The sequence below is a fragment of the Alteromonas sp. MmMcT2-2 genome (genome assembly GCF_022348305.1).
In the GTDB taxonomy this organism is placed as follows: Bacteria; Pseudomonadota; Gammaproteobacteria; order Enterobacterales; family Alteromonadaceae; genus Alteromonas; species Alteromonas macleodii.
In genome coordinates this window covers 95155-111339 of record NZ_JAKRFA010000001.1, presented here as the reverse complement: position 1 = coordinate 111339, position 16185 = coordinate 95155, and the positions used below count along the sequence as shown (strand labels likewise).

Below are 16185 nucleotides of genomic sequence, written 5' to 3'. Positions count from 1 at the left end.
TTAGCTATGAAAAACGTCAATGACAGCTCTGCGGTAGCCTACGCAAGTGTACCTACTCAGCACAATTATAACGGCGGTGTGTTCCCTGAAATAGTCGTGAACAACGAGGGTTGTACAACGGTAGAAGAGACCGTTGCATTTGTAAAAGCAAATCAATCAGAGCTTGAAGCAAAACTTGCAAAGTCGGGAGCACTACTTTTCCGAGGGTTTCCAATTGATTCCGCAGAGACCTTTGACGTTTTCTCAGCAGGCTTCGGCTATCCTAACTTTACCTATCAGGAGTCGTTGTCTAATGCCGTGCGTATTAACTTTACTGAGCGCGTATTCACAGCAAATGAAGCGCCGAAAGACGTAGAAATTTTTCTACATCATGAAATGGCGCAGACGCCTATTTCACCTAGCAAGCTGTTTTTCTTTTGTAAGACTGCAGCGGATGAGGGGGGAGCAACGCCTTTGTGTCGCTCCGACAAATTGTTTGAAGCATTGAAGGAAGAAAATCCTGCGCTTGCTAAAGACTTTAAAGAGAAAGGCCTTAAATATACGACTACTATGCCAGCAGCCAATGATGCCAACTCTGGCCAAGGAAGAAGCTGGAAAAGCACGCTAAGCGTTGAGTCATTAGAAGAGGCAGAAGCTAAATTAAAAGAGTTAGGATACACCTGGCAATGGTTGGAGGATGGTAGTCTAAGAGCCATTACGCCTGTCTTACCTGCGGTTATCGAACTTAGTGATGGCTCAGAAGTGTTCTATAACCAGCTAATAGCTGCGTATATGGGATGGAAAGGCGTAAGGGAAAACCCGTCGTCGGCAATTACTTTTGGCGATGGAAGTGCAATTCCTAAAGCCGGTTTAGAGCGCGTTGCAGAACTGTCTGAAACTTACACCTTTGACTTAGAGTGGCAAGATGGTGACGTGGCTATTGTTGACAATTACCGTGCAATGCATGGCCGCCGCCCTTATTCTGGCGAGCGAAAGCGCGTAGTGCTTGTTGCGCTTGTGGCCTCAGAGCGATAAAAGAAAATGAACGATATAGCAGTAAAATGTAAAAATATTTGGCCCGGGCTAGGAATTGCAACCATTACCGGTATGGCGGCGCTCTTTTTGAGTGAGCATTACAATGCCCCTGCTATGTTGTTCGCATTACTTTTGGGTATGGCCGTATCGTTTTTGCATCAGAACGATACGCCCTGTGCGTGTGGTATCGATTTCACGGCAAGTACTCTTCTTCGCGCTGGAGTTGTTCTGCTTGGTCTACGCATTGCGCTAGGTGACTTAGCGGTACTTGGGTGGCAGACCGCTCTTATGCTGGCCGCTGCCATACTCACAACAATTATTGTCGGAGTGGGTCTCGCCAAATTACTCGGGTTACAAAAGCGTTTTGGTGCATTAACGGGAGGCTCAGTAGCCATTTGTGGTGCGTCTGCGGCTCTCGCCATTTCCACCATTCTTCCCAAGGGAGAAAACCACGAAAGAGACACGTTGCTGACGGTTATTGGCGTAACCGCTATGTCGACCATCGCCATGGTGCTCTACCCAATTGTGGCGGCGCAGTTGGGCATGAATGATACGGAAGCTGGCATTTTCTTAGGCGGCACTATTCACGATGTGGCGCAAGTTGTGGGGGCAGGTTACTCGGTGTCTGACAGTGCAGGCGACATGGCGACACTGACCAAGCTGGTACGAGTAGCCATGCTAATGCCAGTGGTACTCATTATGATGATTGCCATTAAACACTTTTACAAAGCCAAAAGTCAGGCTGACGGGGCGCAAGTGCCTAAAATGCCGATGTTTCTAGTTGGCTTTATTGTACTTATGTTACTCAACAGCTTTGTAACCCTACCCGAAGTAGTTATTGAAACGGGGACCCAGATATCACGCTTCTTCTTAGTCGTTTCAATTACGGCAATCGGTATGAAGTCTAACCTTGGTAAGTTAGCCGAAGTCGGTATGCTGCCAATTGTGATGATTGTGGCAGAAACGCTGTGGATTGCACTGCTTATATTGGGCTATTTGTTCGCAATATAGTGGGATTTTTTGCGCGATTTATCACAATTATTCTTAATGCACTCTTAATACACAAAGCACTCAATGACGAGGTGGTAGCAGTGAAAAAACATGGCCTTCATGAACTGTACGCTAAGGACCCTGTAAAGGCCGACGAACAGGTTTTTCAGCGAACTAGCAACGCGCTGACTCGGCGTGGTTTTATCAAAGGTCTGAAGTCTCTGTCTTTGCTACTTGGTGCTGAAGTCGTTTACGGTCAGTTCATGCCAGCAGGACTTATTCCCGCTGCATTTGCTCAGTCGAACACGCCGTTTTCTATCGAGGGAAAAGACGGGCTAACAATACTTAACGACCGGCCAATTAACGCTCAAACGCCAGCGCACTTACTTGATGATGCGGTTACGCCTGCCTCTCGATTTTTCGTAAGGAATAATGGTATTCCCCCGCAAAAGCCAGACGCGAGTACGTGGACGCTTACTATTGAAGGGGAGTCGGCCGAGCAGTCAAAAACCTTCACGTTGGAAGAGCTCAAAACCCAATTCAAACATTACACCTACCAACTAACGCTGGAATGCGGCGGTAATGGACGTGCCGAGTTCTCGCCAGCAGCGACGGGGAACCAATGGACTACCGGAGCTGTGGGATGCCCTAAATGGACAGGTGTAAGGCTTAAAGATGTACTCACGTCAGTGGGCGTAAAAGATAGCGCTGTTTACATTGGCTATTATGGTGATGACCAGCATTTAAGCCGTACACCGGGCAAAGCGGCTATTTCTCGCGGGGTGCCGATAAACAAAGCGATGGAAGATGAGTCGTTGATTGCATGGGCAATGAATGATGAACCTCTGCCTTTAATGAATGGCTATCCGCTCCGACTGGTTTTTGGTGGTTGGCCAGCGTCTACGTCTGGTAAGTGGCTTAAGAAGATAGTGGTCAGAGACCGCGTGCATGACGGTGCAAAAATGCTGGGCAAAGCGTACCGACTCCCTTGTAAACCCGTTGCTCCGGGGGCGAAAGTAGCCGATGAAGATATGTGTATCATTGAAGCTATGCCTATTAAGTCACTCATTACTTATCCACAATCGGGCACTGATCATCCTTTGGCCAAGAAACTAAGCGTGCGCGGTCATGCATGGAGTGGCGAGGGTAAAGTGGCTGAAGTGTACACATCTATTGATTTCGGACAAACGTGGCAAATAGCAGAGCTCACGCTTCCCGTAAATAGACATGCATGGCAGCAATTCACTACAAAAATAGCCTTTCCTCAACAAGGTTATTTCGAAATATGGGCCAAAGCCGTAGATGAAAATGGAAAAGCACAACCTATGGTATTGCCGGGCTGGAATCCAAAAGGCTACTTAAACAATGCCTGCCATCGCATTGCTGTGCGGGTTGTGTAAAACACATGGTACCGAGTAACGTGTTTGAGATATGGAGCGCTCGCATGCGCCGTCTATTCGTTTTTGTTTCTATTATGGCAGGGTTAGTTAGCACACCACTGGTTGCGGCCATCAATGAAAGCAGCGATAAAAATAGCGGCTCAAGTATGCATTCCGCTGACGCCACGACTGTGTCTGTTGACCCCCAGTCAGGTCTTACTGTAGCGCCCGGCTATAATCTAGTGGTTGCACACTGTAGCGCATGCCATTCGCCTTCACTAATTACACAGAACGCAATGAGCAGAGAGAGATGGCTTGAAACTATTCGATGGATGCAAGACACGCAAAAGCTATGGCCATTAGGTGATGCGGAGTCCGCTATCCTAGACTATCTGGCGTTGTGGTATGGTCCTAAAAAAGGCGCCCGTCGCCCGCCCATAGAGCCGCATCTACTGCCACAAAAATAAAGCTCGTCTCAACCGAGCGTTTTATTTCATCAGTTTTTCAATATTCCGCCGATACTCATAGCATAACGCTACTTCAGACTAATAGTTAAATGGTCTGGATATCTGTTAATCTGAACAAAATAACTCTATAAAAAACATATCGGTAACCACACATGTTTGTATCTCGCAGTAAATACGAAGAAAAAGAAGCGCAAGTACGTAAACTAGAAGCAAGAGTGCAAGAAGCCTTAGACAAAATTGACGTTTTAGAGGCAGAAAATAGTGAACTCATTAATGCCATTGAGGCTGCAAACGGTCAGCATGCATCGTCGAACGATTCCGTTGTAATGAAGTGCATTGTTGATGCAATGCGTCAATTAGAAGGTATTCGTGAAACGGTGTTGGCTACTTATCAACGTATCGATGCTGAGAACCAGTCTGTTGCTAATATTAATGAGTTGTTTAGTGATTCTGCGACTACATTAAGCAAAATTGTTACCGACATGAGCGGGCTTAATGTCCAAATGGGCAGCATGAGCGAACGTATATCGGGGCTATCAACGACAGCAGATAACATTAATAAATTTGTTACTACTATTACGAGTATTTCTGATCAAACTAACTTACTTGCGCTAAACGCTGCTATCGAAGCTGCGCGAGCGGGCGATGCAGGCCGCGGGTTTAGTGTTGTTGCTGATGAAGTACGTGCATTGGCGACAGAAACCAACAAATCAGCAACAGAAGTATCTGAGCTGGTGAACGGTATAATTCAGTCTACTTCCAAAGCGGTTTCAGGTGTCAATGAGCTGCGCGGAAACAACGAGCAGCTAGAAACCGGCATTAATCAGCTAAATGGCAGCTACGAAGTTATGGTGCAACACTGTGACAGTATGAAGTCCACCATTAGTGAAGGCGCAATTGCTACGTTCATTCAAACAGTAAAATTGGATCATGTAGTGTGGAAGGCCGAGGTTTATGCAGTGCTGTGCGGCTACAGCAATAAATCTGTGGCGGACTTTGGCGATCATAAGAACTGCCGCCTTGGGCAGTGGTATAGTGACAATGCTAACAAAGCAATTGGCCAAACAACGGCATTCAGAGAGATTGAAGCGCCGCATGCAAAAGTGCATAGTAGCGGTATCGCTGCCGTTCTAGCTAAACAAAATGGCAACAATGCTGAGGCAGATGCTAAGCTTATGGAAATGGAACAAGCCAGTGAGAGAGTACTAACACTACTTGATAGGCTAGTTAATTAGCGCCCGTAGAGCCTTGCGGTTCAACTGGCCCTATTGAAAAGCGTGGCGCCCGAATTCATAGCGGCGCCCTAAACGGAGGGCTTTTTGGTGAGTGAAACATCGTATTCCACCGAACAAGAGCGCATTCTAGCGCTGGAAGCCCGCGTTAACTCTTTAGAACGACAGCTTAAACGTCAAAAAATAGCGCGTAAAAACGCAGAGTCTTTTCTTGAAACCTACTCACAAGATGCTTACTTAGCGAATCAAGCGCTAAGAAAAGCCTTAAAAGATTCAAAACAGCGGGAAAGGGAGTTGTTGTACCTTAACCGTGCCGCATCACAGCTTTCAAATGCTCAGCCGGGTAAGAGTTTTATATTTTCTGCGCTGGAATCGGCGGTTGAATTTAGCGGTGCCCATTGTGGAAAAGCATTTATTGTAGAAGGTGAAGCGCTAACGGTGGGGGATGATAGCCAGGTGCTATCTCACGAAAATGGATGGTATAGCTCTCCCGAGCTCGCCAAACTTCTCAAAGACGAAACCCCTCTGACACTGCGTGAGAGCTATTCCCACTGGTGCGTTAATGCAGTGCAGCGACCAGATACAAAAGAAGAAGCAAGGCTACTTCACTTTATGCATGAAATGGCAGACGGCGAATTCGCTTGGCTCGTGTTGCTTACCAAAGACGATCACTTAGAAGAAGAAACGCTACACGTTCTTGATACCACCAAACATTATCTAAACATTACGTCTCGTTACCAGAACAAAAAAACTGAGCTCACCAGTCGGCAAATAGAATTGAGTTCGGTTAAAAAAGACAGAGACTTTCTAGAAGAAAGGCTGGTTAGTGCAGACAAGATGGCGATGTTGGGACAACTTGCTGCGGGCATAGCACACGAAATCAATAACCCTATCGGTTATGTTCGAAGCAATACGGTGGTTGCAAAAGAAATTTTTAGCGATTATCAACACGCGTTAGAAGAAATAGGCAAGCTTTGTCGCACTGCTGGTGGAGAGGTAGAGTCGCAGTTCGAGGCGCTGGAAAAACGCTTTTCACTACAAGAAAGTGCGAGCGAAATTACAGAGATGTTCAATGAATCTCACGAGGGCATTGAACGTATTATTGAAATTGTAAAAGCGCTGCGAAGTTTTTCGTATCCTGGTTCAGGAAAGCATACACAAATTAGTGCCATTGACGCCATGAACACGGTGATCAAGCTCACGAATAACCTGCACAGGTACAAAAACAAACTTAATGTAGAAGTACCCGATAAGGATGTCTATTTCCTTGGTAATGCAGGACAGATTCAGCAGGTGTTGGTTAACTTTGTGACCAATGCTATTTATGCAACACCAGAAGGGAAGTCCATAACACTCAAAGTGCAGCAAGATGACAAAAGCGCCATGCTTATCGTAGAAGACGAGGGTATTGGTATGTCGAAAGAAACACTGGATAGAATATTCACGCCCTTTTTTACAACTAAACCACCCGGCGAGGGAACAGGGTTGGGAATGTCTATTTCCATGACTATTGTTGAAGAGCACAACGGAAAGATAAATATCACTAGCGAAGAAGGAAAGGGTACGCGCGTTGCCGTTTTGTTACCTCTAGCCTAAAGTATAAAGTGCTTTCCTAAATAGCTGATAGAATATAGAATTTCTCTAATTTTTTCTTCCTGCTAGACAGAATTTGTTTATGTTCTAGTCTTAGGAGGTAAGCAACATTTCCTACGATTAACGGATGATTGCTTTGCTACATGGAGAAAGCACCCAATGAGAAATAATCAGCCAGTTACCCAGAAAGAGTACAAGTTTCCCGCACATCATCGTCTTATTTCATCTACCGATAAGCGCGGTGTAATCCAGCATTGTAATAGCGCATTTGTAGAAGCAAGTGGCTTCAGTCGTGAAGAACTCATTGGTAAAAATCACAACATTATCCGTCATCCAGATATGCCTGCTCCTGTGTTCAAAGAAATGTGGCGTACTTTGGAATCAGGGCAAAGCTGGATTGGGTTAGTTAAAAACAGAAGAAAAAATGGCGATCACTATTGGGTTTCGGCGTTTGTGACTCCCGTTTATGAAGGTAAATCAGTAGTAGGCTACGAATCTGTTCGAGTGCCGGCGTTAAATGACGAAATAGCACGCGCATCTAGTGTTTACGCCAGAATGCAGGAAGGAAAATCTGCGGTATCACCGATGTCGCGCTTAGCTCAAAACCTAATGCATCTGGCGCCTACGTTGCTGATAAGTGCTGTCTTAGTAATAGCTCTTGCATTTACCCACGGCGCCGCTGCGGCTGGCATTGCGCTGCTTGGAGCTATAGTTTTAATGATTGCTCAAGAAGCCAAGACAAGAAAAGACTGGGGCGCGCTGCTTTCTCTTAGCCCAGAAAGCTACGCGAATGAAACGGTGGCACAAACCTACTTCCCAGACCCCCCTCACATAAGCCAAGCCAAACTTGCACTGGGGTGTGAACTTGCCAGAAATCGCACGGCATTAACCCGAATTAAAGATGCGTCAGCGGGGCTCGAATCAATTGCTAACACCACGCATGAGCAAGCAGAAAGCACCAGTGCCGCGGTTGTTCAGCAAAATCAAGCTACACAGCAAATTGCGTCTGCGGTAACACAAATGAGTCAAGCGATTCAAGAAGTTGCCGAACGAGTAGAAAGTAACGCAAAGAGCGCAAGGACAGCGGCATCCAATGTAGAGACAGGCAACCAAAAAGCAGAACAAGCCATGCAGGCGATCGTAGCGTTGCGCGAGGCGGTAGAGTCTATTTCTACCACAGTGACAGAGTTGGCTCAGTCAACCAGCGATATTGGCGAAGCGGCCAATATCATCTCGACCATCGCTGAGCAGACTAACCTGTTAGCGCTTAATGCTGCGATTGAAGCTGCAAGGGCTGGCGAACAAGGAAGAGGTTTTGCGGTTGTTGCCGATGAGGTTCGTACTTTAGCTTCGAAAACTCGCGAATCGACCGATAAAATCCACAACATCATTAATGAATTGGCTGAGCGTTCTGATCGAGCTGTAAGGGTATCGACGGAAGGGCTAGCTTCAGCTGAGCACGGCAGCGCTATAGTAGAAGAAACCCGAGGTGCATTGTTTGAAATTAACAATGCAGTGAAAGGTATCGCTGATGCCACGGTAGAGATGTCTTCAGCGGTAGAAGAACAAAGCACGGTGGCAGAGCATATTAACCAGCAGTTAGTAGAAGTCGCTGACGGCGCGTCTGAAACCCAGCGTTCATCTGAAGCATCGCTTGCAGCAAGCCACGATTTGCGCGCAACGGTTAATCAGGTTCACGAGCTAATATTGCGTTTCAGTATAGATAAGTGAGTAGGAGAGTAATACTCACTCCAGCTCGCTTAAGCTCGCTCCATTAAAAGACCTATTGCCTATTTGCGCACAGATGTGGGGCTAAATAGAAGCTGACAAAACCCGAAACAACGCTGTAGGCATGGGTATTTATGAGTTCGCGTTTAGTCCCGCGTGTAGGCCGCGTCTGTAGGCCGCCACAGCGGGGAATAGTGAAACCAAGTATGTGCACCCCAGTATCAGTAAAATGATAATAACACTGCTTTGTCCAAACAGCGGGCTGCTTAAAAACAACCCATAGGTACTGCTTAACCAAGGTTTTAGTGCGCTCATAAGCCCAGCTACCAAGCCTAAACTCAGTGCGGCACTCACAATCGTAAGCAGCATCGCTTCAATCTGTATGAGTAGCAGTAAGGTAAACGGTCCTGCGCCTATAGTTCGTAAAACGGCGATTTCTTGATAACGCTCCCTCATCGTTGCTAGCAGCATAGTCGCAAGCCCAATAAGCGCGCAGATGACGATAAGACCGGAAAGGCCAAGCAATAGCGATTCAACATTTCCCATAATTTGCCAAAGTTCTGCGAGTGCCATGCCCGGTAGAATAGCCATTAGCGGCTCTTTTTTACTTTGATTAATTTGATACTGAAGCTGCAGTGCAGTTACCCGATGTTTAAGCCCCAGCATCACCACGGATACTGACTCAGGCGTAAACGCTTCGCTATTGTAAACTGCATGTTCTTTTGTATGCTCGTCATGCTCATGCTCATGCTCATGCTCATGCTCATGCTCGTTCGCCTTGTCAGCAGATTTACGGCCTAACATTGAGGTGGGCGAATGTTTAGGTCCTGTGTGGGCTTCTTCAAGTCCCTGTAGGGTAACGTATACGGCTTTATCTACGGGCGTACCGGTTTTCTTAACTATGCCTGAGATAGTGAAAGGGTGATCATCATGGTTGTTGAACGATACGCTACCCAGACCATGGGAAATAATAATCTTATCCCCTACCTTGTACCCCAATGATTTGGCGATATCTGCGCCAATAACGGTAGACAGTGGCTGCGTAAATGTCGAGCCTGCTGCCATTTCAAGTGATTGCATATCACCGTATTTAAAGTGGTCGAAAAAGCTGTTGGTCGTACCTACTACTCTAAAACCTCTGTGGGTATCACCCAAAGATAGTGGGATAAGCCACGATACCTGCTTGTTAGATTGAAGCGCCGCAATACTTTTATATTCAATACCTTTGGTGGGAGTGCCTATATTAAACACTGATGACAGGAGTAAATTAAGCTGTCCACTTGGTGCGCCAACAATAAGATCTACACCAGAAACGGTGCGCGTAAAACTGGTTTTAACTTGGGTGCGAATAATGTCCACGCACAAAAGTAAACTAATGCTGATGGTAATGCTTAAAAGTGTGAGGATTGCCGTTGTTTTCCTGCGCTTTAAGCTTTCAATAGCAATGGTACTTAGCATTACGCACGCTCCTGTGCTTTTGTGGCCTCATCGCCTCGCGTTTTTATGTGGTTTGTACTTGGGTTTAATTCACTCATGCTGCAGTGGCGGTCGAAATAACTCTCCATGGCTTTATCGTGACTAACAAAAATCATGGTGCTTTCACCTGCAACGTCTTTTAGCAGCGACATAAAACTATCTCTGGCATCGGTATCTAGGGCAGAGGTAGGTTCATCGACAATTAATAATTGTGGGTCGTTAATCAGTGCTCTGGCAATGGCAACGCGCTGCTGCTGACCAATACTCAATGCGTCAGCTTTCGCATGCAGCACGTGAGAAGGCAGCTGTAGCTTGTCCAGTAAATGACGAAGCTTTGCGTCTGATGCTGTCTTGCTGACGTTTGTACTTGCAAAATACACCGCCGCATTAATGTTCTGTGCCACAGAAAGGTAGGGAATAAGATTAAATTGTTGAAAAACAACGCCGATATTGCGTGCTCTAAACTTGTCCCGCTGTCGGTTCGATAATGCGGAGAAAGGCTGCGCTAATAAAGCGATGTCGCCCTGAGTTGGAGTTAATGTTCCGCACAGCAAATTGAGCAATGTGCTCTTTCCGCTACCCGAAGGCCCTGAAAGAAAAACGTGTTCACCTTGCGAAACTTGCCACGCTTTAATGTCAACGATGGGAGGACTTTCTTTGGTATACGAAAACTGTAAATTGCTAACTTCAATCGCTGTGTTGCGCCCTTTATTCACTGCGTTGTGCTCTTCAGACACTGCGTTGCGCTGGGAGTGAGTGCTATTTTTTTTATTGATGGTATTCACGCTAAGCCCGACCTGTATTTACGTCTTATGTTCACATTAGCAAAAGCGACACGTCTGTTCACCCAGTTAAAAACCAGAGAAAACACATTGCCGCGTTGAGGTAATGTTATCAAATAACATTTTTGCGTATAGCTATGCTATCAGATCTCATCAGCCTAAAGCGGCAATTGCTCTTATTAATTGCTCATCATAACGACGCAAAAGAGAGGCGTGCCTAAATTATCAGCCGTTAGCTTGTAGCTTTACCACTTCTGCGCTTTCATCTTCTAATACGCTTTCTGCGGTAGCGCCTTTGAAAATCTTACTGATTTTATCTTTGTTTTTAGACAGCATGATGGTGAGCTCTTCCACTACGCTATCGTCTAGCTTGATGCCCTTCGCATGAATGTAGTCAGCAAGGTTATCTGCTGCATCGAGCATTTTGTCATACTGATCGGCTTCTTTTTTGTCGGTAGTTACCAATTTTTCTACCCCTTTGTGCGTAACAACATACTGTGTGGTAATGGCCATGGTAGGTCCCCTGTTTATTAAAGACACAAAAACTGTACAGTATTTTACTGTATAAATAAACAGTATTTTGATTAAATGTCTGAGCGTAGTGTTTGGGGAAAGGGCAAATGATTGTTCTAAAGGTGATTAATGCTTGTGCAATTAGTAACTGCTGCGTATAATGCGCGCCCTTACAGCCATCCCAATTCGTTCCTTGTCTCCATACAGTCGGCTGTACTGTCGAGGCTACAACCGTAAGGAGCTATAATGCGTCATTACGAAATCGTATTTATGGTTCACCCTGATCAGAGTGAACAAGTACCTGGTATGATCGAGCGTTATACCACAATCCTAAAGCAAGACGGTGGTCAGATTCATCGTTTAGAAGATTGGGGCCGTCGTCAACTGGCTTACCCAATTGAAAAGCTGCACAAAGCCCACTACGTACTAATCAATGCTGAAGCGTCTGCAGAAGCTGTTGATGAATTGGAAAATGCTTTCCGTTTCAACGACGTGATCCTACGTAACATGGTTATGCGCACTAAGACTGCTGTGACTGAGCCTTCTCCAATGATGAAAGAAGAGCCTCGTCGTGAGCGTCGTGACGATTCTGCTCCTCGCCAAGATCGCGCGGAAAAGAAAACTGAAACCACTGAAGACAACGCTTAAGGAGATCACCCATGGCTCGTTTTTTCAGACGTCGTAAGTTCTGCCGTTTCACTGCAGAAGGTGTGACTGAGATTGATTACAAAGATATCGCTACTCTTAAGAACTACATCACTGAGAGCGGTAAAATTGTCCCTAGCCGTATTACTGGTACAAGCGCAAAATATCAGCGTCAGCTGTCTTCTGCGATCAAGCGCGCACGTTTCCTTGCGTTGCTTCCGTACACTGATTCACACAAGTAATTTGGCGAATATAAGGGTTAGCTAAGATGAATATCATCCTACTAGATAAAATCGCCAACCTTGGCGGCCTGGGCGACCAAGTGACTGTTAAGTCTGGTTACGCTCGTAACTTCCTTTTCCCACAGGGTAAAGCGGTTCCTGCAACTAAAGACAACGTTGAAAAGTTCGAAGCACGTCGTGCTGAACTTGAAGCGAAAATTGCTGAGCAACTAGCTGCTGCTAACGCACGCGCTGAAAAAGTTGCTGAGCTTGCTGAAGTTACAATCGCAGCTCCTGCTGGTGACGAAGGTAAACTTTTTGGCTCTGTTGGTACTCGTGACATCGCTGATGCAATCACTGCAGCTGGCGTTGAAGTACAAAAAGCAGAAGTTAAACTACCTACTGGTACTCTTCGTGAAACTGGTGAGTATGACATCGACTTACAACTTCACTCTGACGTTATCACTTCAATCAAAGTGATCATCATTGCTGAAGCGTAATCGCTGACGTATTTGAAAAAAGCCGCTCCTAGAGCGGCTTTTTTTTGCTCTAAATTTTTGTTCGATACTTAAAGAACAATACCAATCCGCATAGATGATTGCCCACCCAGAAGGTGCTGGTAAGTTTCCTAGCAAAGCGTGGGAATGTAGGAATGGCCGTTGCTTTTCAAATTCCCAGAGTGAAGCTTGCCAGACCTTCCCGAAGGGCGAGTTTAAAATATCCCTACCCTCACTCCACGTCGCGACGCCTAATTAACGATGGGTGTAAGCAAATATGTCCAGCGCCGACAAATGGCGTATTTTTGAGGTCCACTCATCTGCGATAAATAACGTTTTTTAAACGGTATTTAAACAAAATGTTAATAATCGCTGAAATTCTTAGTGTCATGGCTTTAAACTTTTTCTGTCATTCCTGCGACCTATAGTAAACCAAACAATAAAAAGCATAAGTGCCATATTATGGACATCACTAAGCAAGCAATAAAAAACGCGACTGGGGTAGGTATCGGAATAACACTGCTGGTATTTTTAGGGCTATATAGCCTGTTTAATTTACCTGTACAGCTGTTTCCTGACATTGAAAGACCGAATATTAACATCCAGACCTCTTGGCGCGCTGCGTCGCCTCAAGAAATCGAATCTGAGATCATTGAGCCTCAAGAGGAAGTGCTGCAAGGGATCCCTGGCCTTGAGTCGATGAATGCATGGGCAAACCAAGGTAATGCGTGGATTAATCTAGAGTTTGGTTTAGATACGGACATGCAGAAAACGCTCATTGAAGTGATTAGCCGCATGAATCGCGTACCGCCACTACCTCGCGATGCCTTGTCCCCTAATATTATGCTTGCTGGAAGTGGGGGAGACGCCCCCGCTTTGACCTACTTTTTTCTTCAGCGCCTTCCGGGCAATCCAAACGAAATTAATACCTATGTAACCTTTTTTACCGATGTCATTAAACCTCAGCTTGAATCCATCCCGGGCGTTGCAAGGGCGCGTATGGAAAGCGGGGTTGGCGGCGTTGAGGAGTTTCAAATTGTTTTCGACCCGTTTAAAGCGGCGCAGTTAGGCATTGACCTAACGGCAGTTGCCAACGAGTTGGGGCGTGCGAATGATATTTCAGGCGGCTTTGTCGATGTGGGCAGAAGACGCTATACCCTGCGTTTTGAAGGTCGCTACGAGCCTACGCAAATGGGTGAAATGATCCTTGAATGGCGAGACGGCAGCCCTATCACGCTAAATGACATTGCCGAAATTAAAATCACCCGCGCTGACGGTGCAAACTACAGTGTGCAAAACGGCAATCCGGCTATATCTATTCGCGTAGACAGACAAAACAACGCCAATGTTTTAGCTACCTTAGAAGCCGTAAAAGCAAAAGTTGCACAAATAAACGAACAGGACTTGGCCCCTGAACAGTTAGTAATGGCGCAAAGCTTCGATGCCTCAGTGTTTATCTATAGAGCGGTGCAGCTAGTTACCAGCAATTTATTTATAGGCGTGCTGCTTGCCATTGCCGTGCTTTGGCTCTTTATGCGCCAGCTGCGGGCAACGCTCATTGTGGCATTGGCCATTCCTATCTCACTACTTAGCACTTTTGTGGTGCTTCAACTTACCGGTCGCTCGCTCAATATCATTTCACTGGCAGGACTCGCCTTCGCGGTAGGTATGGTGCTAGATGCCGCTATTGTCGTGCTGGAAAACATTGTAAGAACGCGCAAGAGCGCCGAAGCCGAAATCGAAAATAAAGACCCACATTCACAAACGCACATGGAGGATTGTGCCCATCGGGGAACGAAAGGAGTGTTTGGTGCCCTCATGGCGTCAACAGCCACCACCGTTGCTATTTTTATTCCCGTCATGTTTTTGGAAGATGTTGAAGGGCAATTGTTTGCTGACCTCGCTCTTACCATTGCCATTGCAGTGTGTATGTCGCTAGTGGTTGCGGTAACGGTATTGCCTGTTGTTGCCGCTCGATATCTTAATGGCAACATGCCAGCTGATAGCTTACAGCGGGTATGGGCAAAGATAACCCGCGCTATTATGTCGCTATCAAGCACGCCGCTTCGCCGCCTTGTATTAGTTATAACGCTCATGGGCGTGCCTATAACAGGTAGTGTTCTGCTTATGCCTTCCATGGACTATTTGCCACCCGTAAAACGCGATGCCGTTGACGCCTTCTTAAGTTTGCCTGCAGGTGCTAGTGAAAACTTTATTAGCGAAGAAGTGATGCCAATTATCGTTGAGCGACTGCAGCCCTATATGGACGGAGAAAAGCAGCCAGCGCTGAAAAACTACTACATTATCACATGGCCAAATGGCGGAAATTTGGGTGTGCGCGCTAAAGATCAGTCTAAGGTCAAAGAGTTAGAAGCCATTGTTCGCGATGAAATTTTAAAGGATTTGCCGGATACACAGACCTTTTCACAACAAGGCAATTTGTTCGGCGGCTTTGGAAACGGTCGCTCAATCGACATTCATCTTCAAGGTACCGATCAGGCCATGCTCGGCATTGCTGCGCAAGCAGGTTTAGACAAATTGAGAGAAGTTTTTCCTAACGCGAATGCGCGTTCGAATCCACCTCTAGAGCAAGCCGAACCAGAGCTTCGCTTCTACCCTAATGACAGCCGAATGATGGAAGTCGGGTTAAATCGCGGCAGTATGGGGAACCTGGTACGTGCCATGGGTGATGGTATGTATGTGGGGGAGTACTTCGATGGCACCAAGCGCATGAATATTATCTTCCGCTCAGCCCCCTGGTTTACACCCGAAGACTTAAATAGCACGCCAGTCATGACGCCATCAGGCGAGGTGGTGCAATTAGGCGAACTGGTAGGTATTGAAAGAGCCGTAGGGCCAAGTCGTATTCAGCGCATTGATGGTCGAAGAACCCTCACGCTAAACGTAAATCCGCCAGAGGGTATGAGTTTAGAAGAAGCAATGAAAGTGATTACCTCTGAGGTTGAACCTGCCATTATGGCCATGATGCCTACCGATGGCGCTATTAATTATGGTGGTAGCGCGGATAGCTTAAAAGGCGCTATTGCCTCGATGGCTGATAACTTTCTTTTTGCCATGGTGTTGCTACTGCTGTTAATGGCGGGGTTGTTTAAATCGTTAAAAGACAGCGTGCTGGTAGTACTTTCTATTCCGCTAGCCACGGTGGGCGGGGTGATTGCTATTCGTATCATGAACATATTTACCTTCCAGCCCATGGACCTGTTAACCATGATTGGCTTCATTATTTTGCTAGGGCTTGTGGTGAACAATGCCATTTTACTCGTGCATCAGACTCGTATAGGAGAGCAAGAAGGGCTGACCCGTGATGACGCGGTAGAACAAGCAATCAAACTACGTTTACGGCCTATCTTTATGAGCACGCTGACTTCAATCTTTGGCATGCTGCCCCTGCTGTTGCTACCAGGTGCAGGCAGCGTTATTTACCGAGGTCTTGCGGCTGTTATTGTGGGAGGAATGACGGTGAGTACCATATTCACCTTGCTATTACTGCCTACCTTGCTGCGTATGACGGCTTCAAAGTCACCTGTAAATATACTCAAACCCCTGGCCGAGCGCATAGAGAGCACCGGCGCTTCGCCGACTACCTCATCCACCGTAAAACAAAATAAATACAACGATCATGTGTAA

The 16185-nt window shown here is 46.3% G+C and carries 14 protein-coding genes; 11 read left to right on the top strand and 3 right to left on the bottom strand.

From position 1 onward, the window contains the following. Nucleotides 1-6: 6 nt before the first annotated feature. From MHM99_RS00495 to MHM99_RS00465, 7 genes are all read left to right on the top strand, one after another. A complete protein-coding gene (locus MHM99_RS00495) occupies nucleotides 7-1014 on the top strand; it encodes a TauD/TfdA family dioxygenase (protein WP_014951130.1) in 1008 nt (335 codons plus the stop codon). 6 nt (nucleotides 1015-1020) lie between these two features. Then, a complete protein-coding gene (locus MHM99_RS00490; protein WP_049585667.1) occupies nucleotides 1021-2025 on the top strand; it encodes a putative sulfate exporter family transporter in 1005 nt (334 codons plus the stop codon). Beyond that, on the top strand, nucleotides 2025-3404 hold the full coding sequence (locus tag MHM99_RS00485; RefSeq protein WP_049585669.1) for a sulfite oxidase: 1380 nt from the start codon (nucleotides 2025-2027) through the stop codon (nucleotides 3402-3404). Before MHM99_RS00490 ends, MHM99_RS00485 begins: the two co-directional genes overlap by 1 nt. 44 nt (nucleotides 3405-3448) lie before the next feature. Beyond that, nucleotides 3449-3850, top strand: coding sequence for a hypothetical protein (locus MHM99_RS00480; RefSeq protein ID WP_049585671.1), 402 nt, complete (start codon nucleotides 3449-3451; stop codon nucleotides 3848-3850). A gap of 152 nt (nucleotides 3851-4002) precedes the next feature. Beyond that, a complete protein-coding gene (locus MHM99_RS00475; RefSeq protein ID WP_014951126.1) occupies nucleotides 4003-5085 on the top strand; it encodes a methyl-accepting chemotaxis protein in 1083 nt (360 codons plus the stop codon). Between the two features lie 87 nt (nucleotides 5086-5172). Beyond that, nucleotides 5173-6678: an ATP-binding protein gene (locus MHM99_RS00470; protein ID WP_014977672.1), complete on the top strand. Its 1506-nt coding sequence runs from the start codon at nucleotides 5173-5175 to the stop codon at nucleotides 6676-6678. Nucleotides 6679-6834: 156 nt separating this feature from the next. Next, nucleotides 6835-8406 (top strand): PAS domain-containing methyl-accepting chemotaxis protein, encoded by a 1572-nt coding sequence (locus MHM99_RS00465; RefSeq protein WP_239217700.1) that lies wholly within the window; start codon nucleotides 6835-6837, stop codon nucleotides 8404-8406. 129 nt (nucleotides 8407-8535) lie between these two features. On the opposite strand, the gene MHM99_RS00460 is transcribed toward MHM99_RS00465, so the two are convergent. From MHM99_RS00460 to MHM99_RS00450, 3 genes are all read right to left on the bottom strand, one after another. Continuing rightward, entirely contained in the window at nucleotides 8536-9861 is a 1326-nt protein-coding gene (locus MHM99_RS00460; protein ID WP_049585674.1) for an ABC transporter permease, read from the bottom strand. After that, the gene (locus tag MHM99_RS00455; RefSeq protein ID WP_080986363.1) at nucleotides 9861-10664 is read right to left on the bottom strand and encodes an ABC transporter ATP-binding protein; all 804 of its coding nucleotides are present in this window, start codon (nucleotides 10662-10664) and stop codon (nucleotides 9861-9863) included. Before MHM99_RS00455 ends, MHM99_RS00460 begins: the two co-directional genes overlap by 1 nt. Nucleotides 10665-10886: 222 nt before the next feature. Then, on the bottom strand, nucleotides 10887-11174 hold the full coding sequence (locus MHM99_RS00450; protein ID WP_014951121.1) for a YebG family protein: 288 nt from the start codon (nucleotides 11172-11174) through the stop codon (nucleotides 10887-10889). 246 nt (nucleotides 11175-11420) lie between these two features. Here MHM99_RS00450 and rpsF point away from each other — a divergent pair, with 246 nt between their 5' ends. The 4 genes from rpsF to MHM99_RS00430 all read left to right on the top strand — a co-directional run bounded on the left by rpsF (nucleotide 11421) and on the right by MHM99_RS00430 (nucleotide 16185). Then, nucleotides 11421-11822 carry a 30S ribosomal protein S6 gene (rpsF, locus tag MHM99_RS00445; RefSeq protein ID WP_014951120.1) on the top strand — a complete coding sequence of 134 codons (402 nt, stop codon included), beginning with the start codon at nucleotides 11421-11423 and terminating at the stop codon, nucleotides 11820-11822. Nucleotides 11823-11833: 11 nt separating this feature from the next. Beyond that, nucleotides 11834-12061, top strand: coding sequence for a 30S ribosomal protein S18 (gene rpsR / locus MHM99_RS00440; protein WP_012519954.1), 228 nt, complete (start codon nucleotides 11834-11836; stop codon nucleotides 12059-12061). A 26-nt stretch (nucleotides 12062-12087) separates the two neighbouring features. Further along, nucleotides 12088-12540: a 50S ribosomal protein L9 gene (gene rplI, locus MHM99_RS00435; RefSeq protein ID WP_012519953.1), complete on the top strand. Its 453-nt coding sequence runs from the start codon at nucleotides 12088-12090 to the stop codon at nucleotides 12538-12540. A gap of 459 nt (nucleotides 12541-12999) precedes the next feature. Next, nucleotides 13000-16185: an efflux RND transporter permease subunit gene (locus MHM99_RS00430; protein WP_049585677.1), complete on the top strand. Its 3186-nt coding sequence runs from the start codon at nucleotides 13000-13002 to the stop codon at nucleotides 16183-16185.